Raw genomic sequence first — 20441 nt, 5'->3', positions numbered from 1 at the left:
TTTATGAAGATGCATAGAATATTAAAAAACGTAGACGCGCAGCGGCGTGCCGCAGGCTACCGCCAAGACGCCAAGAGCGCCAAGAATGGAGGTTATTTATTTAGTGCAGCTTCACATTAAATTGGTATTAGGGAGTTGTTGTATGCCAAATAACTGCCGCAAACGAGTTGCAGTCTTTTGGGCGAGTTGAACCCCCTGATCGAGGTTTTGAAGATTCTGACGCAAGTCTTTGTTAACATTAGCTGACCAAGACTGCACCGGACTACTCGACCATATAGTTGTTTCGGTTCCCCGAAAAAATGGCTCAAATTTCCCAAGTTCGTCCAGTAAATTATTAGCTTCCAATAAGCGATCTTCTGACCAATTTTGAATATTAGAAAGATGAAATTCGAGGGAGGGAACTTCTTCGCGTTCGAGTTTGAGCAGTTCGCCGTAGAGGTCGTAAGCTGATTTATTTAATGGTGGTTGATTCTCGTGTAGACTTGCTACATATTGATTAAGGGTTTGCCTACGGTCACACAGTTTTTGAAAGAATACGTCCCTGTTTTGCTGCTGTGACTCCTGACTTTGCGACAGCCGAGACATAGTTTTGTTGAGTTCTTCAAGCAAGTCTTTAGTATTAGTCGTGCCTTGATGATGGAGGTTGAGGCAGACATCCTCAAGACTACATTTCTGAAACTTTCCAGAGACAACTTCTAGGGCGGTTTGCTTCTCAGCAACCAGAAGCACTTTTTTATGTTTGCCGATTAACTCAGCCATGATGTTAGCAATGGTCTGGCTTTTACCTGTTCCTGGCGGTCCTTGGACTACACAGCTAAGCCCCGCCTTTGCTGCTTCGATGACCACTTGTTGACTAGAGTCAGCATCACATATTTGATATAAGGATGATGGAGGGATTTGATCTAGTTCTTTTTCTTTGATAAGATTAGGAGAATTAAAATTATCGGGGATTTTTTTGAGAGCAAGCCCTTGTAGAATTGGGTGAGCAGCAATCCTCTTTTCATTTTGTTGCAGGTCTTGGATCATTGCTGCCTTTGTCTCTTGGAACAAGGTGATATGGGCAGTATCTTCAAGTTTCCAATTTGGCTTTTGGGCGATCGCACTACGAACCGCATCTAGAAATTTCTCATAGCCTAATTCCTGAACGCGATCGCTTTCAGGCAAGGTGATATCGAATTCAGCACGTAACTTGTTTACTAAAAGAAAGTTTAAGGAAATCTCCTCGTCAACAGGGTGCAGTGTGTACTCTGGTGGCTTTTTACCTTTCTTTTGTAATTGAACTGGAATCAGTAAAAGAGGATAGACAAACTTTTCCTTAGGCTTATCTGCATCGAACCATGTTAAAGTACCCAGTACTAAGAAAAGACTATTGAACCCCTTCTCCTCCAGGGTTGATTTAGCGTTTTGACGAAGCTTTTCGAGAAGCGTGGTGAGTTCAGCATCAGTTTGCTTGGTTCTCAACTCCCTGACTGGGACTGGGCGAGACTCATCTCCTGCAAGGTCTTTAAATAGGATTGAGGGTGGTGTATCAATGTCAACTCTGAGCTTTTCGCTTTTTTGGAAGTTGAGTAGCGGATTGCTGTTGCTGTCATCAGCAAGTTTATTTTTCCAATATTTGATTTTACCCTGGATTGCCTGAGTGATGGAGTTACTCATCCGCTTCCGATTTCAAATAGTTTATCAAGACAGGCTATTGTTTTGATACCTTGTATTCTAAATGTAATTGATTATGACAAAGCAAATTTTTTACAAAATGCACATACTTCTGCAACAACTATAAAATTATATAATTGTTTTTTCATCCCCTAGACGCTTGTCAGTATACACGTTTTAGGAAATGAAACAGCCCTGCTTCCCAGAAGATGTTCTCAATGATTTTCTTAGCCTGACTAGAAAATAGATTTCCATCGTTGGTAGTGAGCGATCATCCATAAGGAATAAGGACTGTTGGCAAAATACCTATAAAAGTAGTTACTTACGTTGTTAAAGCAACACACTGTCGCTGAACCTTAATTTTTATTCCCACAAATCAAGTTCCAGAACAATAAGACCACCCCCAATGTAAAAACCCCTCTCAATACTGAGAGGGGTTTTGTAAAGTTATTTTGCTAAAAATTGCAGTTGTTCCCCTAGAACAAATTCATGATAGTGATAACACCAGCACTGGTTAGCATGACCAAAGCGCCCATAACTATAGACTGGCTCAATGAATTTGGAGTTTTGAAATCGTTCATTTGTCGAATTCTTTAATTTTAAGGATTCTACTAACAATATCAGTATCGCCATATATATAAATAGAAACATAGTAAAAATTAAACAACGGTAAATAATCTTATTAAATACAATAGTATTTACTTACCTCAAGATAGATACCTTGGTAAAGTTGCCTCAAGTATAAAGTTTTGTAAATAGCTTGTCTCACATCTTGCACCAAGGAAATTTGATGGTGTTTAGTCACTCAGTATTAAACCAAAAGTCTTTTATTTAGCAAGAAAAGCCAATAAAAACAATGTAGCTTTATCACGCATATTTTTAACTTGTACGGTTTTCTACGGTGAGGTGCAAGATATCAGTTGTTGTACATTTAACTTGCCTAGTTCTCCATTCCTCCTCATTGGCATCGGCACTCGCACACCACTTGCACGCCCCTCGGGGAAAACCTAAAGTTTTCCCCAAGTCCCGCCCTCTTGGCAATGGTTCCCGATGCGAATCACAGAATTCCGACCGATCTATGTGCCTTTGTAGTGTAAAATTAAGTTTAATCAAGCAAGGAATTTATTGGACTGGAGAATAATTAATGACTGCTTCGACAGCAATTACACCGGAAAATGCCAGTTTTGACTTAGAGCAACTCAATCAGAAATTTGAGACTGCCCAACCAAGAGAGATACTGGCATGGTCTGTCGAGAATATTCCTACTGGACTGGTGCAAACTAGCGCCTTTAACGTAGATGACTTAATAATCACTGATATTTTCTACCGTGACCTTAAGCACCCAGTTCCTGTGGTATTTCTCGAAACGCTGCACCATTTTCCCCAAACTCTAGAACTGGTTGCTAAGGCTAAAGAAGTTTACAATCTGGATTTGAAAGTTTACAAAACTCCAGATGTAGACACTCGCGAAGCCTTTGCCGCAAAATACGGTGAAGCACTTTGGGACAAAGATATTGCCAAATTCCACGAACTCACCAAAATTGAACCATTGCAACGGGGTTTAGGTGAACTCGAAACTATCGCTTGGATCACCGGACGCCGCCGCGATCAAGCCGTCACCCGTGCCAATATGCCCGTATTTGAACTAGATAGCAACAATCGCCTAAAAATCAATCCCCTAGCTAACTGGACACGCGAAAAAAGCTGGGAGTATGTAGCTGAACACGGCGTGATTTACAACCCATTGCATGACCAAGGTTATCCCAGCATTGGCGATGAACCTATCACGACTCCAGTAGGCGAAGGTGAAGATGAACGCGCTGGACGTTGGCGGGGAACTGGTAAGACTGAGTGTGGAATTCATATTTAAGAGGGAGTAGAGAGTGGGGAGTGGAGGAAAAGAAGAATTTCCCTTAACTCTCCCCCTCGCCCTCTCTCCTCCTCAGCGTACTCTGCGCCTCTGCGGTTAGATAAAACAATTTGTAAGCAAGTTTAACAAGTATCTTTGTGAAAAAGCTGTTCCAAATCTGCTAATTCAGCCTCTGTTGCTGTATCAATTGGTGGCAAGGGTTTTTGGATAATTGAATAGAGCGATCGCTTCTGGATTTTGTCGCTTGCTACCCTAACTTGCGTAAATATTCTTTAATCTTTAAAAGGGTGATGCTTCTCTGACCGAACAAGAAAGGGATACAAGCCTCTGAATTTATTCATGGAGAGGAAAAGAAGCACAAGCTAATTATTCAAGCCCCCGGATTCATCCTTTGGGGTCTTCCATTTTGAATGAGCGAATGCCGTACCTTATGAATTCCCCGTAAGCCCTTCGGGCAGGCTCCGCCAACGCGCAGCGTGCCCGAAGGGCTTAGGGGTTGACTCACCGTGCAAGGGGTCTGTTTCAAAGACAGGCTCCTTTTCTTTTTATACTTGTACAAATACATAGCTTTTCTCACGCTTGCATTTTTTAGTGTATAATGCAGTACTTTAGGAAGATCTTTTATGAAGAGATCAGATAAGGCAAAACAAATCGTATCTCCCTGGTGGCGCTGGCCTCTTGAAGCTCTATTCCCTGATAAAAAATTTGATGGACAATTTCAAAATCCAGGTAGCGAACAGGTTTTTGATTTTGACGCGGTGATGGCATCACCTGACCCAATCACCATGATTGCATCTGATATCGTTTATTATCCAGAAAACGATAAGCGCGAACTTTTTGCAATTTTTATCTCTGGGCTGGGACAACGTGAGGCAGAATCTTCAAAAAGGAGCCGTAGGTATGCTACTACTCTCTTAACTGGCATCGCCAATATAAACAACTCCACTTTTCTTAAACAACGTCCAATTATCGCTTTCATTAACCGATACCTTGACTGGATTAATGCAGTTCTTGACTATCTAGGTTTATCTGGTAGTCCAGTCATTGAAAATGCGGCAACTTTGATTACTTATGCCGTAAACAACAGGGTAACTCTCAATTTATCAGGCGATAGTCTTGGAACAATTTTCTTGGCTAGAGCTATTAAGGTTGCTAAAAGAAACTTTATCAGTGGACGCGCCAGGGTGTTTGACTTCAGAGAACGACGAATTCAAGAACAGAAGTGGAAGCAGCGCACTAGTCAACTTATCAATGTCTTCACCTTCGGAAACGGCTATCGAAAATGGGTACTAGGTCCAAATTACATTATGGTTTTCATTCAAGGCGATCAATTACCAGAAAAATTTGGAATGACACCCCAAAGAGCTATTAAGCAAAAACGAAATGATATCAAGTTTTTGATATTTCCACGTTTGTTTCCTCAAGGCAGCTTTGAAGCCCATAACATGATGTTTACAATCGAACTTCTTCGCCAAACCTTTGAAAAAAATCAGATTGAAGTTGGTGATTTTGCTGGTTTATATAACAAACTCAATTCCAGCACCCTACAAATTGCCACACCCAATGAAGTATCATGGCCAAGCGACATGAAAGACTACGTATGGTATCAAGACAGCCTCAATTCAATTCCATCTTTATCGTCACAGATATAAAATGATGGGGAGACAAACTAGTTTCCTCCACCACTCCCCGATTCCCTTATGATTAAAATCCTCCACCTCTCCGACATCCATATGGGAAGCGGTTTCTCCCACGGACGCATCAATCCCGAAACTGGATTAAATACACGCTTGGAGGATTTTGTCAATAGTCTGTCCAAATGTATTGACCGAGCGCTAGCAGAACCAGTGGATTTGGTTCTATTTGGCGGTGATGCCTTTCCCGATGCGACACCGCCGCCCTACGTACAAGAAGCCTTTGCTGGTCAGTTTCGCCGCCTTGTAGATGCAAATATCCCTACAGTCCTGTTGGTGGGGAACCACGACCAACATTCCCAAGGACAAGGTGGAGCCAGTCTATGTATTTACCGCGCCTTGGGAGTTCCGGGAATTGTCGTCGGTGATACCTTAACCACTCATAGCATCCAAACCCGTAATGGAAGCGTGCAGGTGATCACGCTCCCTTGGCTAACCCGTTCCACTTTGATGACTCGCCAGGAAACCGAAAGTTTATCTATGGTTGAAGTCAACCAACTGCTTACTGAACGTTTGCGGATTGTCCTAGAAGGAGAAATTCGCCGTCTTGACCCCAACCTACCCACTGTTCTTTTGGGTCACTTGATGACGGACAATGCTAGCTTGGGAGCCGAACGCTTTTTAGCAGTTGGTAAAGGTTTTACGCTTCCCCTATCTTTGCTGACGCGACCTTGCTTTGAGTATGTAGCGTTGGGACACGTTCATCGCCATCAAAACCTGAATAAATCTAATGACCCGCCAGTGATTTATCCAGGGAGTATTGAACGGGTAGATTTTAGCGAAGAAAAGGAAGACAAAGGCTATGTAATGGTAGAACTGGAAAAAGGTCGAGTCCAGTGGGAATTTTGTCCTTTGCCAGTGCGGGCTTTCCATACAATTGAGGTGGATGTTTCTAAGGTTGAAGACCCGCAGGCGGCGATCATGAAAGCCTTAGCCAAACGCGATATCCAAGATGCGGTCGTGCGGTTGATTTACAAACTTCGCTCAGAGCAGTTGGATTTAATTGATAGCACCGAGGTGCATAGTGCTTTAAGTCCAGCGCATACCTACACCATTCAACCAGAATTGGTCAGCCAGTTGGCTCGACCCCGGATTCCGGAATTGAGCGCGAGTAACAGCATCGACCCAATGGAAGCGTTGAAAACATATTTGAACAACCGCGAAGACCTCAAGGACATCGCAGCATCAATGCTGGAAGCAGCGCACAATCTCCTAGCGAATGATGTGGAAGTATGGCTAGAAGGAGCAACGAATGAGCAATCCCAGAATCATCTGTCGGTAGGCGGTAGAGAGACTCAGCTTCCTCTAGTGTAAAATTTAAGATTAATTGCTGATTAATCTGGCAAAATTGTAATATTGGATGCTCAGTAGGTAATTTTTATTACTGGGGAGCGATGCCAAAAATACTTGCCAGGTGGACTTTCTATGTCCCTCTACCCACAGATTAAGCAATTTTTACTTATTTGTTCAATTTGTCACCGAAGCTCAAAGGGCGGAAGCCCCTGTTTTCCAAACATGGGGAGGAAGCCCGAAGGCAGTTTTAACTGCCGTCTTATATCCGGAAACTTTAGTCGAAAAATCTGGGACAATATATCTATGTCGAAATAGCGAAAGGCACTGTGGTAGCCATGCAGAAAGGGTCTCGCAGTAGGCAAGTATCGTCTCCGTGATACGCAAACCGTGGTTAATGGGGGCGTCCGGGAATTGTCAAGGGAGGTAGAAGCAATATCAATTGTTGATATTGAGTAAGCCGTCCTCGAGGTTCAAGGATTAACATGATTGGGAAGTCCTTCTTCAACATCGTTAATTTCTTAGGGCTACTGAAAGTCTACGTTCTAGAAGTTATGTGAGTGGCTCGATTGCCCCCGGCTTCTAGCCGTGGGGTAAGCTTACTCCATGGCGATCGCCTTTATCAGTTCATTTGCCTCATCCTGCGCTTGCAACATTGCCTGTCGTAGTGATTGCTGTCCTAGTAAGGCACTGACAAACTGGTTATCAAAATTGTTTATAATCGCTGCTGGATACTCACCTGCTTGCCAAGCCATAGCATAATCCACTCCTGCCACAAGTGCAGCCCGTAAGGGATCTTGGTCATAACCCAATTTTTGGGCAACAGATTTACGCGATGGCAAAGCGAAGCCTGTTTTCGTCCATTTTGTCATACCTTCTTTCCCTGTAAGGTAAGAAATAAGCTTCCAGGCTTCGGCTTTGTGCTGGGTTTGTTTGTTCATCACGTAAGCAACAGTGAATACCATCGTGCCTTTCTTATTATTAATACTAGGTAATTCTGCGGTTGCAAACTCCAAATTGGGGAAGGTTTCCGTTAGGTAGGGAATTGCCCAGTTCCCTTCAATCACCATTGCGACTTTACCCTGACCGAACATTTCACTCCCTGAGTTGGTTCCAACATCAGATTTTTGTGCTGAGGAGCGGTCTTTTTGATACTGATCTACCGCCAACTGTAATCCTTGCAATCCGGCATCACTGGCAAAGGCTGCATAACCATTCTGGTCTACAAGTTGCCCACCAAAAGCTTTGATTTTGTAAGCTTGACGCGCTAATTCAGGGATTTCCCCGAAGCCATATTGGTCAATTCTGCCATCTCGGTTATGGTCTACGGTCAACTTTTGTGAGTAGGTACGTAATTCCTCCCAAGTTTTTGGAGGTGTGGTTAACCCTACAGCAGCAAAAGCTTTTTTGTTGTAAAACAGAGCAAGTGTGGAATAGTCCTTGGGCAGACCATAAATATGATTACCGTACTTGAAGCTATTGAGTAGCGTGTCCTCAAAGTCAGCTAGGTCAAATTCGGAGGTAATATATGCATCAAGTGGTTCTAAAACATTCTGGCTCATGAAGAAAGGAGCCTCAAAAACATCTAAATAGAAGACATCAGGTGCAGCTTCACCAACTAAACGAGTTTTAATAACATCCATGTATTGGTCGTTGATGACCTCATGTCTAACTTTGATACCTGGATGCTGTGCTTCAAAGTCTTGTAATACCTGTTTCAAGAGCTTTTGCTCTGCTGGGCTAGCTATCCAACCACCAAGTTTGATGGTTACAGGAGTTGGTGCTGAGGCGCTAAGATTGGGTAGGTTGTGACAACCAATAACCCACAGGGCGATCGCGCAAAGCAAACTGGCAAAGCCAATCTGACTTTTCACGCTATGTCGAAAAATCCACGAAAAACCTAACCCCCTAACCCCCTTCCCTAGTACGGAAGGGGCTAAGGTAAGAGCCTCTCTCCTACAAAAAGAGAGGTTTGGAGAGAGGTTTTCCACATTCCGTGAAAAGTAAGCAAAGCCAATCGCTACTAACAGTCCCAAAAATTTCAACAATTTAGTTCGCATCATGGCTAGATAAAAATTCTGTCACTTTACATACTGTTTTTGTAGCTTAGGATGAAATTTCTTTGTTATCTAAATTTTTGTTGAGAAATGCAAGTTAGAATAACAAACGATCACCCACACAGTTAGAGATGTTTCATCTACCTGTAGAGATAAATTATGGATTCTATTCCACTAGAAATGACTGCTTCTGAAATAACCCAGATTACAGTTTCCCAAACAGCACCCTCTCCTACCTCAAAACTCAGCCCACGGCTCTCTAAGGATGGTATTCGCACCAGCCTGAGAGCCTCAACAGTGGATGCTGTGTTTGCAACGTTTATGAATATTACTTGTAGCGGGATTTTGCTCAGTAATTTCCTGGTAGAGTTACATGCCAGTCCCGTGGTTTTTGGGATGCTGTCTTCTATTGCGATGATAGTAAATCTCATTCAGCCTTTGGGTGCTTACCTGTCAGAACGCACAACCAGTCGTTTTCGGTTTTCTATATTGACAAACGGGACTAGTCGGTTACTCTGGCTACTTCTAGTCATTGGCATTGCAGCCCTAAGCTTAGGACGGATTAATTCTCACCAAGTGGTGATGCTGGTGCTGGTGATTGTCTTGTTAACCAATCTAACGGCAGCATTGGATAGTTCATCATGGCTGTCGTGGATGGCAACGCTTGTCCCTCGGCGGTTGCGGGGGCGGTATTTCGGATTACGTAACAGTCTGGCTAGCCTAACCAATTTGCTCTGTGTACCTTTAGCGGGTCTAGCTGTCTCGAAATGGCCTGGTGGGACTTTACAAGGTTATGGCGTGGTGCTGTTTGTGGGTGTCATCTCGGGGCTAATTAGCTTGGGGTGTCAGTACTTCCAAGTGGATGTGAACCCACAAGAGCAAAACGCTGCTGCCATGAAATCTTCTGCCCAAAAGGCAGTTTCTGATGATGCAAATAATGCAACTACTGAAGACAGCATCTGGAAGAACTCTAACTTTTTAAAGTTTCTGCTGTATTTCAGCTCGTGGATGTTTGCTGCTAACCTCAGCCTCCCCTTCTTCAACATGTATATGCTGGGTACGCTTAATTTAGAGGTAAGCTGGGTAACTTTGTATGGTAGCCTTCAAGCGGGGGCGAATTTGCTGATGCTTATCATTTGGGGCAGGTTAGCAGACAAAATCGGTAATCGTCCAATTTTGCTAGTTATAGGGATGGTGGCTGCAAGCGTACCGGTGTTATGGCTGGCGATTGGTACTAACCTTATTGATTCCTGGGATTTGTGGCTGTGGTTGCCGCTGATACACATCTTTATTGGAGGTAACTGGGCAGCACTTGACTTGTGCAACAACAATCTGCACATAGAGGTGACACCAGTTAAAAATAAATCCATCTATTTCGCGACTACTGCTGCAGTTGGCGGGGTGAGTGGTGCTCTAGGTACCACCATAGGCGGTTTCGTCGCAGAAAATCCTTCCTTTGGAGGTCTAGCAGGATTGTTCGCAGTCTCTGCCGTATTCCGACTTGCAGCGCTTGTGCCGCTGATGTTTGTCCAAGAACCGGGAAGACAATCTTTCACCCAGATGGTACAAAATCTCTCGATATTTCGTAGAAACGTAGTTGAGAGTTAGACACTAGCCTGCTTGGCAGACATACAGTGACTTATTGGTAGTTGATGTCATATGTACGTCAAATGACTTATAAGATTTAAAAAGTTTTGTAAAGATTAATAAAACTTTGCGTAAAATTCCCGCTTAGTAGTGATTAGAGTACACAGGTTCTTGATTGAATCTATAGCGGTTTGCATTTGCATACACTATAAACCGCATGGTAGGGGCACAGCATTGCTCATACGTGTCAACAATCACGTTTAACCATTAATTCCACGTTGGTTTGACCCCACCCCCAACCCCTCCCCCTCCGGGTATGCCTTCGGCACGCCAAGGGCGAACGCCAGTTGCCTGCTGTCGGGAAACCCTCCTGCAGCACTGGTCTCACCGCAAGCGAGGAGGGGCGAATTCTGCGGTTGCATAAAGCTTACACTCCTGAAGTCAAGAAGTATGTATTAAGGTGACGTTCACTAATTATGGTTGACTGAAAAATACTGCAACTGCTACCAAGTGCTGGAGGGTGCAATGTCTAAGATGATTAATAGTTTGGGTTGGTTCTTAGGGATTGCGATTGGCAAAGCCACTGCCCTCTGGGCAATCGCTGGTGTCAGCGTCTCTGGACATTGCGTTCATGCCCAAATTACCCCTGATGGCACTCTACCTAATAATTCCATTGTCAACATCAACGGGAACATCTTCAATATCAGTGGCGGAACGCAAGCGGAAAGCAATCTGTTCCACAGCTTCAATGAGTTTTCTGTACGCACTGGTAGCGAAGCTCACTTTAACAATGCAGTTGACATTCAAAATATCATTAGCCGGGCGACAGGTTCGTCTGTCTCGAATGTTGACGGTTTAATCAAAGTTTTGCAAGGAAACGCTAACCTGTTTCTACTCAATCCTAATGGCATCGTCTTTGGACCAAATGCCCGTTTGGACATTCGCGGTTCGTTTGTCGCGAGTACGGCGAACAGCATCAAATTTGCGGATGGCTTTGAGTTTAGTGCCACTGCCACTGTTAGCTGATGCCTCAAATATAGTAGACACTAGCTGTGCTGCTTTTGCTAACGGAAAGAGTAGTCAATTCACTGTTACCGGACGCGGCGGTTTACCCCCCAACCCTTACGAACCCCTCAGCACTGATGTCGTGTGGTCGGATACTCGCACCTCAGTGATGACCCAGAGGGCAGTGGCTTCGGCAATCGCAACACAGCAGCAGGCGAGAAAGACACTTGCTGCTAAACCACCGTCTAAAGCTGAAGTTGTAGAAATTTTCCCCGCAACGGGTTGGGTGTTCAACGGTAAGGGGCAAGTTACCCTCATCTCCCATGCATCCAATGCTAATGCTTTGAGGTCTACTCCTACCAGTTGTCCTAAACAGTGAAATCGGGGTAATGGGGTGTGAAACGCTTCATTTAACCCCACCCCGGTTTTGTCTTACGCCAAAACCGCCCCTCCCCGCTTGCGGTGAGACCAGTGCTGCAGGAGGGTTTCCCGACAGCAGGCAACTGGCGTTCGCCCTTGGCGTGCCGAAGGCATACCCGGAGGGGGAGGGGATTAAGGGGAGCCAGCGCTGCAGGAGGGTTTCCCGACAGCAGACGACTGGCGTGTGGGGTAAACCAACGTGGGATAAAGGTTTGAACGTGATTGTTGACACGTATGAGCAATGCTCTGTGTCCGTACAAACTTTTCCCTTTTCTCCCCACTCTCCATCTAGCGTTACTCTGCAACCGTGGAACTCAAACTTCTTGTCTCCCAAACCACCATATTATGAGTTGTCGTTGGTGCGGGTGGCTGGTGCAATGCAATCAACTGTGCTAAAGTTCTCTTGAGCGCAGTACGAGGCACAATCTCATCGACAAAACCGTGCTTTAGCAAATCTTCTGCACTCTGAAAATCATCTGGCAGTTTTTCCCGTAGGGTTTGCTCAATCACTCGCCGACCAGCAAAACCAATCGTAGCTTTCGGTTCTGCTAAGATGATATCGCCCAACATGGCAAAACTTGCTGTCACACCACCTGTGGTGGGGTTCGTTAAAACGGGAATGTACAGTAACCGCTCTTCCCGATGACGCTGCAAAGCTCCTGAAATTTTCGCCATCTGCATCAGCGAGAGCATCCCTTCTTGCATCCTGGCTCCACCAGAAGTACAAACAATAACCACAGGATATCTTCGCTGAGTGGCTTGCTCAATCAAACGGGTGAGTTTTTCTCCGACAACAGATCCCATGCTTCCACCCATGAAGCGAAAGTCCATGACGCCAAGAGCAATAGGTAAACCGTCTATTTGACCCAAACCAGTTTTAACGGCGTCTACTAAATCAAGTTTGTCCTGCATTTCCCGCAGGCGATCGCTATAAGCTTTGCGATCGCGAAATTGCAATGGATCGGTAGGGCGCAATTGCTCATCCATTGGTCTCCAACTGTTTGCGTCAATCAATTGACGGATGCGTTCATCGCTATCAACTCGATTATGATGTGCGCACTCGACGCAAACCATTTGGTTCGCCCTCAAGTCTTTGGTATATGTCAAGACACCACAGTTAGAACATTTATGCCACAGCCCATCAGCAATTTCACGTTCTTGACGTTCCAGGATGGTAGATCCTGATTTCCGTCGATTTGCAAACCAATCTAACAGAGATTTTAAACCGCGTGATTCTTCGTTGTTCGCCATTTGTATTTTATTTGAGTGGATAGTATGTCGAAAAGAGGTCAAGCCCCTTGTTTGTTGTCTTTATTCTTTTATCATTAGTCCTTTGTCCATACTAAGGATTAATGACTCATAACTCATAACTACTTATTCAAATTCCTCTTGTAAGCAAATCAGACCTTCTGTATACATCTTTGGTTGCCAGCTTAACGAAAATACGTAAACGAATTCAAGTCTCTTGCTCGTCTTCTGGGGGACTTAAGAGTAGCAACGCAGTCCACTTATCTTGTAAACGTACTTGTAAAGCGGCTGGAGTCCCAGCCCCCAAATACGATTTCACCCCCAAATCAATAATTTTTGTTGATATATCATGAGAGGCAAGCAGTTGTTGCATTAATTCTGCTTGCCAACGAGTACTTGTTGTTAAGAGAGTGATCCAAGTCACTATGTTGATATTACCAAAAGCTGAAAGATAGATGGGGTGATGAAATTTACAGTTATAGTGTAGCGGGGAATGGTGAGATAGGGAGATGGAGGAGTGAGGGAGTTATTTGTTGGGTTGTGTTCTTGTGTTTCAACTGGTTGGAAAGAATAAGCGCAGGTAAGAAGATAAAATAGCCTCGCCGCCAAATAAAGCAATAACTGCTCCTAAAGCAAGAAAAGGACCAAAAGGTATCTTTTGTCCGCATTTTTGAGGCGATAGTATCATACTACCTCCACCTACGATCGCTCCTACTACACAAGCAAGAAAACTAGCAACAAGGAAATACTTCCATCCTAGCCATGCTCCCATCATGGCTGCTAATTTGGCGTCTCCTTCACCCATAGCAGTTTTGCCTAACACAATTGAACCAATGATTCTGATCGCATCAAACAGCCATAACCCCAGTACTGCTCCTACGATCGCGATCATGAAATGATCTACCAATCCTAGCCAACTCGCTTCTAATAAAAAACCATAAACCATCTGAAAAACAATTCCCACGACCAAACCCGACTTAGTCAACGGGTTGGGTAATGTCATTGTATCTATATCTATCAACGATAGCGCTAATAACCAACTGCAAAACGCCCAGTAGCCTATTGTAGAGAGCGAAAATTTAAATATCCAAAAAATTAGTAAAAAAATAATACCCGTTACCCCTTCTACCACAGGGTAACGGATAGAGATTTTCTTTTTACAATAACGGCAACGCCCTCTTAACCATAGCCATCCCAACACTGGGACATTATCGTAGGGTTTGAGCTGGTTTAAGCAATGGGGACAGCGAGAAGGCGGAAAAAGAATCGATAGCTTAGCGGGTAAACGATAAACGACAACATTTATGAAGCTACCAATAGAAGCTCCTAGGGTGAAAACTATGACACTTGTCTGGACTATGATCAAGGTGTCCATTAAGTCAATTGTCCTTTGTCATTTGTCCTTTGCTCAAAGGTTATAACACTGACTCATGACTGATGACTTGTGACTTAATACGTATACGATTCAATTTGATTCAATTGCACGAAACATTCTTCTGGCAAGAGGATTGGTTGATTGGTAAAAATCACCTTACCTCGGTGATTAAACCGGTTAATTGCGACTCCCGAAGGTTGCCCAGTCATTTCGGGATGTACCTCACAGTAAATGTGATAAATCTGACCAGCGGCTCTGATGACGGCAGGATCAATCAAAGCTGGCTGATTTTTGGGGTTGGTATAATTTGCTTGTCCTTGTTTTAAAGCGTACACCACTCACTGTATCTTGTTGTAGGTTTGTGTTAATAGTTTATCCGAAAAGTTTCAGCAAATGTTGCCAAAATTGTCGGTTTGAGCCTAGGCAATTATTCGGCTTCGAGGACTTGAATAAGTGCCTCGCCCATAGCACGGCAACCCAGAAGGTTCATGCCCGGAGACATTATATCTCCAGTGCGATCGCCTCTTTGTAAAACTTGTAACACTCCTTGTTCAATGTGATCTGCTGCACTTGGTTCGTTCAAACCATATCGAAGCATCATAGCGGCACTCAAAACTTGTGCTAAAGGATTTGCCTTATCCTGTCCTGCAATATCTGGGGCGGAACCGTGGACGGGTTCAAAGACTCCTGGATTAGAAGCACCCAAACTCGCCGAGGGTAACATCCCAATACTACCAGTCAGCATAGCAGCGGCATCCGAGAGAATATCGCCAAACAAGTTACCTGTGACGATCGTATCGAACTGCTTGGGAGCGCGTAACAACTGCATGGCTGCATTATCTACATACATATGAGAGAGTTCCACATCCGGAAACTCTGCGGCTAGTTTGGTGATGCGATCGCGCCACAGTTGAGAAACTTCCAACACATTCGCCTTATCCACAGAACAAAGTTTCCCTCCGCGTTTGCGTGCAGCTTCAAACGCCACCCGCCCAATGCGCTCAATTTCCGATTCGGTGTAAGCCATCGTATTCACACCGCGCTTTTCACCAGTTTCTGTTTCAAAAATGCCCTTGGGCTTGCCAAAGTAAATTCCACCTGTGAGTTCGCGCACCACCAAAATATCGACACCTTCCACAACTTCCCGTTTCAAGGAAGAGGCGTCAATCAACTGGGGCAATATTTTCGCGGGGCGCAAGTTGGCAAATAAACCCAATCCCGCACGCAGTCCTAACAAACCCGCTTCTGGGCGTAAATGGGATGGGAGGGAATCCCACTTGTAACCGCCAATAGCTGCTAGTAATACAGTATCGCTATTGCGGCATATATCCAAGGAGGTGGCTGGTAGGGGTTCGCCTGTAGCGTCAATTGCTGCACCACCGATGAGTGCTTCAGTGAATTCAAACTGAATATCAAACTTCTTCCCTACGACTTTTAGCACGTCTACCGCCACTGCCATAATTTCGGGTCCAATGCCATCGCCAGGGAGTAGGGTAATGCGGTACTGCTGTGCCATAGTTCGTTTTAGCTGGGTAAATGTTTAATTGCGCAAAAATTCTTGCAGATAAAATATCATACCTAGCAAATGTACCGATGGAGTTTTTAATTTATTTAGATGTTTGCTGCCTCAATCGCCCTTTTAATGACCAAACACAAGAACGAATTCGTTTGGAAGCTGAGGCTGTTTTCATTATCTTGGCTAATTATGATGCACTGCATATTGCTTGTACAGAAGCAGGAAATGGCGACGTTTTGCTTACCACTGATAACAGAATGTTACGTTTGGGGTATCTTCGCCAGCATTGAAGAAGAACGCAAACAGCAGGAGAAGGGCTGACAGTGGTTGAATAAAGATAGACTTTTTAACTGCTTCTTTACCATACAATAATAACCGAAAGTTTAAAAAATAAAGTAGTTTTACGTATTTGTGGATAGTTTAACGGTATTTTCTCTGTATTGTAGTTATGATCCACAAATAGAGAAAGATTATGGATCTTAATCAGATCAGCCAGGTTGCTATCCAACTGTTAACTGAATTTGGACTTAAGCTTTTAGGTGCGATCGCCTTATGGGTCGTTGGTCAAAAGTTAATTGATTTTGCATTGAAACTGGTGCGACGTGCTTTCAGAAGCCAGCATATTGATCCGACAATCGTTAGCTATCTTCTCAATATCATTGGCGTCACACTAAAAATCGTTCTCGTTGTTGCACTTCTCGGCTTTTTTGGGATTGAAACAACCTCCTTTGCAGCATTATTAGCAGCTGCTGGCGTGGCTATTGGTGCTGCATGGGGTGGACTACTAGCAAACTTTGCAGCAGGTGCGTTTTTAATTATCTTTCGACCGTTCAAAGTTGGTGATTTCATTACAGCAGCAGGCGTCACGGGTACGGTTACAGAAATTGGACTGTTCACAACTTCGATTAATACGCTCGATAACATCTTGACGATTATCGGCAATAACAAGATATTTGCAGACAACATCCAAAACTTTTCAGCCAATTCTTACCGTCGCGTTGACCTCGTTGCCCAACTTCACCATAGTGTAAATCACAACGATGCAATTCGCCTTTTGAAAGCCAGAATTAGCGAAATCCCTAACGTTATCACAAATCCAGCACCAGAGGTAGATATTCTGGAGTTTAACTTGGCGGGAACTGTACTGGCAGTACGTCCATACACGAATAATGAACACTACTGGCAGGTGTATTTCGACACTAACAAAGCCATCAGCGAAACCTTTGGTCAAGCTGGCTATCCTGCTCCCGAACACCGCTATGCTATTAGTGAAGTATCTCATAATGGAAGTCAGGGTACTCTCTTAACGCCACCTGTTGCAAATTAATACTGCGGCAACAAATTCAAGATTTAAGTTTTCAAATAGTGTTTAAGATAATCTCCTTCCAAGTTCAGCATGGAAGGGGATTATTTTGCTTAATTCTAAACAAAAATTTATAGATATAAATTTATATATATTAAAGTAGAAAATCTGCAAAGCCTAGAGAGAAAATCAAGTTTTCATTAAAACTAGTTTCAATTTCCGAAACAAGCCTGACAAATACTGTAGCCAGAAGCTACGCTGACTGTTATTGAACAATCACAGCAAAAGAAACAGGGTAGGCTACCAGACGCGCTAGATGTGGACAGTTCTCTATGTCATAGTGTCGTGCGCGTTAAAATTTCAGTCTAGATGGCTGAATGCAACTCAGTATAATTCCAAACCGCACCAGTAGCTATGACAAAAGAATTGGCAATTCGCACCTGTGGGCTGACGAAGCAATTTGACAGACACGTTGCCGTAAATGATATTGATTTAGAAATAGAAGTGGGTGAAGTTTACGGACTAATTGGTCCAAATGGTGCAGGGAAAACGACTCTCATGCGGATGTTGGCTGCTGCTGAGGAACCAACTACGGGTGAGATTTATATTAATGGCGATCGCCTACGACGCGACAAAAGCAACCCTACCCTCAAGCGTCGTCTTGGCTACTTACCGGATGACTATCCGCTGTACGACGAACTCACAGTCTGGGATTACCTAGATTATTTTGCCCGACTTTATAAATTACGAGAACCACGCCGCACTCAACGCCTACACGAAGTTCTAGAACTCATACAACTCGGTAATAAACGCAATAGCTTGATTTCAACCTTATCGCGAGGAATGAAACAGCGTCTGTGTTTGGCGCGAACAATTATCCACGAACCCATTGTCTTGCTACTTGATGAACCCGTTTCAGGATTAGATCCCATCGCCAGGATGCAGTTTCGCGAAATCATCAAAGTGTTGCAAGAAGCAGGGATGACGATATTGATTTCCTCCCACGTTCTGAGTGATTTGGCAGAACTGTGTACCTCAGTGGGAATTATGGAACTCGGTTTCTTGGTAGAAAGTGCATCACTACAACAACTCTACCAACGTCTTGCCCGCCAGCAAATTGTGATATCGACTTTAGGGAAGTTAGACGAACTTTTAAGCGAACTGAAAAATAATCCTTTCGTGGAAGAGTGGGAGGTGATGTCTACAAAAAATAGTGTGCGGGTAAATTTTTCTGGAAAACAAGAAGATTGTGCAGATTTGTTGCGATCGCTTGTTAAAGCTGGTGTTCCTCTGACTGATTTTCACTGTACTCAAGAAGACCTAGAAACAATTTTCCTCAAACTAGGTCATAAGCAAGCATCTTGATGAGTCATTAGTCATTTGTAGAGACGCGCTGTTTGAAGCGTCTAAACGACTTTGATGCAAAATGGTTCACTTAATTGTGGAGTTTCTTTCAAATGATAATCAACTTTATAGAAAAACTCGGCGATTGGAATCCGCAATTGTTACGAGAACTTAAGGGTCGCCTGAAAGTTTTTCCGGCTGTGATAGCGGTTGTGACTTCTCTACTTGTTCAGTTGGTCGTTTTCCTGTATCAATTGCGGGAACTTCCTGGCGAAAACTACTCGATGTACGCACAATACTGCAAAATAGGTTTAACTTTTGAGCAAGCAAGAATCAAACTTGACAGAGAACTGTCAATACAATATCAACTACTGCAAGAACAGTTCCGACGCTATAGCAGTTCTAGTGAGTTCGACCAGGTAAAACTTGAGCAAGTTAAATCACAAATAACAGAAGTAAAATACAAACAACATCATATTGATCAGACCTTAAGTAATCAATTTTGTCCTTTAGACCAAATTGATATGCAAATGTGGTGGCGTGACCACTGGCAATACATATTCCTATCGCTAAGTGTGTTTTTTATTTTCACACTGTTAGTGGCTGGCACCTATTTGCTTATTAATAACTTAGCAACAGAAGAACGGCGCGGTACGCTGAATTTTATTCGCCTTAGTCCTCAGTCAGAAACCAGTATTTTGACTGGCAAAATGCTGGGTGTTCCTATCTTAATTTATCTGGTCATCTTCACAGCAGTTCCTCTACATTTCATTGCCGGACATACTGCTAATATAGCCACAAGTTACATTTTGAGCTTCTGGGCAATCCTCGCTGCTAGCTGCATTTTCTTCTACAGTGCTGCACTGCTGTTTGGTTTATGGTGCCGTTGGTTTAGTGGTTTTCAACCTTGGTTAGGTAGTGGTGCTATTCTATTATTTTTGTTAGTCACTATGGGTTTGGCAACATCCCGCTCATACATGATTCCTGTCACTGTGTTTTTTAGAATATTCAGTCCCTTTGATGTCACTAACTATCTCTTTCCCAAATTATTCAATATATACGATGGTTCATCGCTAAAACAATTGCAGTTTTTTGATTTACCAATAGGTAAAACTGTTGTTGGTATTGTGAGCTTGCATTTATTGAATTATGCTTTGTGGACTTACTGGGTTTGGCAAGCACTGAAGCGTTGTTTTCGTAATCCCAATTCTACTATTTTGAACAAACAGCAAAGTTATTTCTGGATGGGTTGCTTGCAAATTGTCAATTTTGGATTTTACTTTGGGGTTTATCAAAACATCAATAAGTTAACTTTCTATGATGTGCAAAACTACCTAGCTTGGCAGTGTCCTTTGAACTTATTGGTATTTCTCGGGTTAATAGCAATTCTCTCACCTCACCGTCAAACTGTACAAGATTGGGCAAGGTATCGACACCAAAATGGTACGAGTAGCAACAGTTCTTCTCGGAAAAACTCTTTGTTAGAAGATTTAATTTTGGGTGAAAAAAGCCCAGCTATTTTGGCAATAGCAATCAATCTTGTCATCGCTGCCACCCCCTTCTTAGTGGGAATTTTACTTTGGTATCATCCGGCGGAAGTTAACCTTATTTATAGAATGAAGGTACTTTTGGCTGTGGGTTTGTTCATAAGTTTGATAATGATTTACGCCACTCTGACTCAACTTATGCTGTTAATGAAAACTCCCAAGCGTGGTTATTGGGCTATTAGCACTATAATAGCAGCAGCTTTCTTACCACCGATGCTGTTAGCAATACTAGGCATTCATGCATACAAAATGCCAACTTTGTGGCTATTCACAAGTTATTCTTGGGCGGGTATTTCAGAGGCTGCAACTACCACAATTTTTATGGCTCTTCTAGGTCAGTTAAGCATCTTAACATTGTTAACCTTCCAGTTGACACGCCAAGCGAAATTAGCAGGCGAGTCTGCTACACAAGCATTGTTAGCAGGGCGATAAGTTTTGAGACGAACCGTATTGTGCTATAAGCAAATAAACTTTCCCATTTTTAATTTTGACAGACCATTTTACCACCAAAGTTGGTAAAATATGGGAAAAG

The 20441-nt window shown here is 43.4% G+C and carries 16 protein-coding genes and 1 pseudogene; 10 read left to right on the top strand and 7 right to left on the bottom strand.

The window, feature by feature from the left end:
* Positions 1-111: 111 nt before the first annotated feature.
* A complete protein-coding gene (locus tag V5G28_RS16700; protein WP_332991380.1) occupies positions 112-1656 on the bottom strand; it encodes a DUF4011 domain-containing protein in 1545 nt (514 codons plus the stop codon).
* Positions 1657-2797: 1141 nt separating this feature from the next.
* Here V5G28_RS16700 and cysH point away from each other — a divergent pair.
* The 3 genes from cysH to V5G28_RS16685 all read left to right on the top strand — a co-directional run bounded on the left by cysH (position 2798) and on the right by V5G28_RS16685 (position 6531).
* A complete protein-coding gene (cysH, locus tag V5G28_RS16695) occupies positions 2798-3523 on the top strand; it encodes a phosphoadenosine phosphosulfate reductase (protein ID WP_332991378.1) in 726 nt (241 codons plus the stop codon).
* A gap of 623 nt (positions 3524-4146) precedes the next feature.
* Positions 4147-5175, top strand: a complete 1029-nt coding sequence (locus tag V5G28_RS16690) for a hypothetical protein (protein ID WP_332991376.1) — start codon at positions 4147-4149, stop codon at positions 5173-5175.
* 48 nt (positions 5176-5223) lie between these two features.
* A complete protein-coding gene (locus V5G28_RS16685; RefSeq protein ID WP_332991374.1) occupies positions 5224-6531 on the top strand; it encodes an exonuclease SbcCD subunit D in 1308 nt (435 codons plus the stop codon).
* Between the two features lie 575 nt (positions 6532-7106).
* Here the strand turns inward: V5G28_RS16685 and V5G28_RS16680 are convergent.
* Positions 7107-8381 carry an ABC transporter substrate-binding protein gene (locus tag V5G28_RS16680; protein WP_332991372.1) on the bottom strand — a complete coding sequence of 425 codons (1275 nt, stop codon included), beginning with the start codon at positions 8379-8381 and terminating at the stop codon, positions 7107-7109.
* A gap of 342 nt (positions 8382-8723) precedes the next feature.
* Between V5G28_RS16680 and V5G28_RS16675 the strand changes: the two genes are divergently transcribed.
* The 3 genes and pseudogenes from V5G28_RS16675 (at position 8724) to V5G28_RS16665 (ending at position 11535) form a co-directional block, all read left to right on the top strand.
* A complete protein-coding gene (locus V5G28_RS16675; RefSeq protein ID WP_332991371.1) occupies positions 8724-10172 on the top strand; it encodes an MFS transporter in 1449 nt (482 codons plus the stop codon).
* Between the two features lie 513 nt (positions 10173-10685).
* Positions 10686-11165, top strand: a pseudogene (locus tag V5G28_RS16670) (filamentous hemagglutinin N-terminal domain-containing protein); the annotation flags it as partial.
* Positions 11140-11535, top strand: coding sequence for a hypothetical protein (locus tag V5G28_RS16665; RefSeq protein ID WP_332991367.1), 396 nt, complete (start codon positions 11140-11142; stop codon positions 11533-11535). The pseudogene V5G28_RS16670 and the gene V5G28_RS16665, both read left to right, overlap by 26 nt.
* A gap of 335 nt (positions 11536-11870) precedes the next feature.
* Here the strand turns inward: V5G28_RS16665 and accD are convergent, their stop codons facing one another.
* The 5 genes from accD to leuB form a co-directional block, all read right to left on the bottom strand.
* Complete coding sequence (gene accD, locus V5G28_RS16660; protein ID WP_332991366.1) at positions 11871-12827, bottom strand: acetyl-CoA carboxylase, carboxyltransferase subunit beta; 957 nt, start codon at positions 12825-12827, stop codon at positions 11871-11873.
* Positions 12828-13032: 205 nt separating this feature from the next.
* Positions 13033-13248: a hypothetical protein gene (locus tag V5G28_RS16655; RefSeq protein WP_096568685.1), complete on the bottom strand. Its 216-nt coding sequence runs from the start codon at positions 13246-13248 to the stop codon at positions 13033-13035.
* A 129-nt stretch (positions 13249-13377) separates the two neighbouring features.
* Positions 13378-14199: a prepilin peptidase gene (locus tag V5G28_RS16650; RefSeq protein ID WP_332991361.1), complete on the bottom strand. Its 822-nt coding sequence runs from the start codon at positions 14197-14199 to the stop codon at positions 13378-13380.
* Positions 14200-14273: 74 nt separating this feature from the next.
* The gene (locus V5G28_RS16645; protein ID WP_096571464.1) at positions 14274-14534 is read right to left on the bottom strand and encodes a hypothetical protein; all 261 of its coding nucleotides are present in this window, start codon (positions 14532-14534) and stop codon (positions 14274-14276) included.
* A 92-nt stretch (positions 14535-14626) separates the two neighbouring features.
* The gene (gene leuB, locus V5G28_RS16640; protein WP_332991359.1) at positions 14627-15715 is read right to left on the bottom strand and encodes a 3-isopropylmalate dehydrogenase; all 1089 of its coding nucleotides are present in this window, start codon (positions 15713-15715) and stop codon (positions 14627-14629) included.
* Positions 15716-15792: 77 nt separating this feature from the next.
* Here leuB and V5G28_RS16635 point away from each other — a divergent pair, with 77 nt between their 5' ends.
* The 4 genes from V5G28_RS16635 to V5G28_RS16620 all read left to right on the top strand — a co-directional run bounded on the left by V5G28_RS16635 (position 15793) and on the right by V5G28_RS16620 (position 20341).
* Entirely contained in the window at positions 15793-16005 is a 213-nt protein-coding gene (locus V5G28_RS16635; protein ID WP_332991357.1) for a hypothetical protein, read from the top strand.
* Positions 16006-16187: 182 nt separating this feature from the next.
* A complete protein-coding gene (locus tag V5G28_RS16630) occupies positions 16188-17042 on the top strand; it encodes a mechanosensitive ion channel family protein (protein ID WP_332991355.1) in 855 nt (284 codons plus the stop codon).
* A gap of 390 nt (positions 17043-17432) precedes the next feature.
* On the top strand, positions 17433-18383 hold the full coding sequence (locus V5G28_RS16625) for an ABC transporter ATP-binding protein (protein WP_332991353.1): 951 nt from the start codon (positions 17433-17435) through the stop codon (positions 18381-18383).
* A 92-nt stretch (positions 18384-18475) separates the two neighbouring features.
* A complete protein-coding gene (locus V5G28_RS16620; RefSeq protein WP_332991351.1) occupies positions 18476-20341 on the top strand; it encodes an ABC transporter permease in 1866 nt (621 codons plus the stop codon).
* Positions 20342-20441: the final 100 nt, after the last annotated feature.

The sequence above is a fragment of the Scytonema sp. PRP1 genome (assembly GCF_036697665.2).
Lineage (GTDB): Bacteria > Cyanobacteriota > Cyanobacteriia > Cyanobacteriales > Nostocaceae > Kalymmatonema > Kalymmatonema gypsitolerans.
The sequence above is the reverse complement of the archived record's forward strand: the minus strand, read 5'-3'. Positions and strand labels throughout refer to the sequence as shown.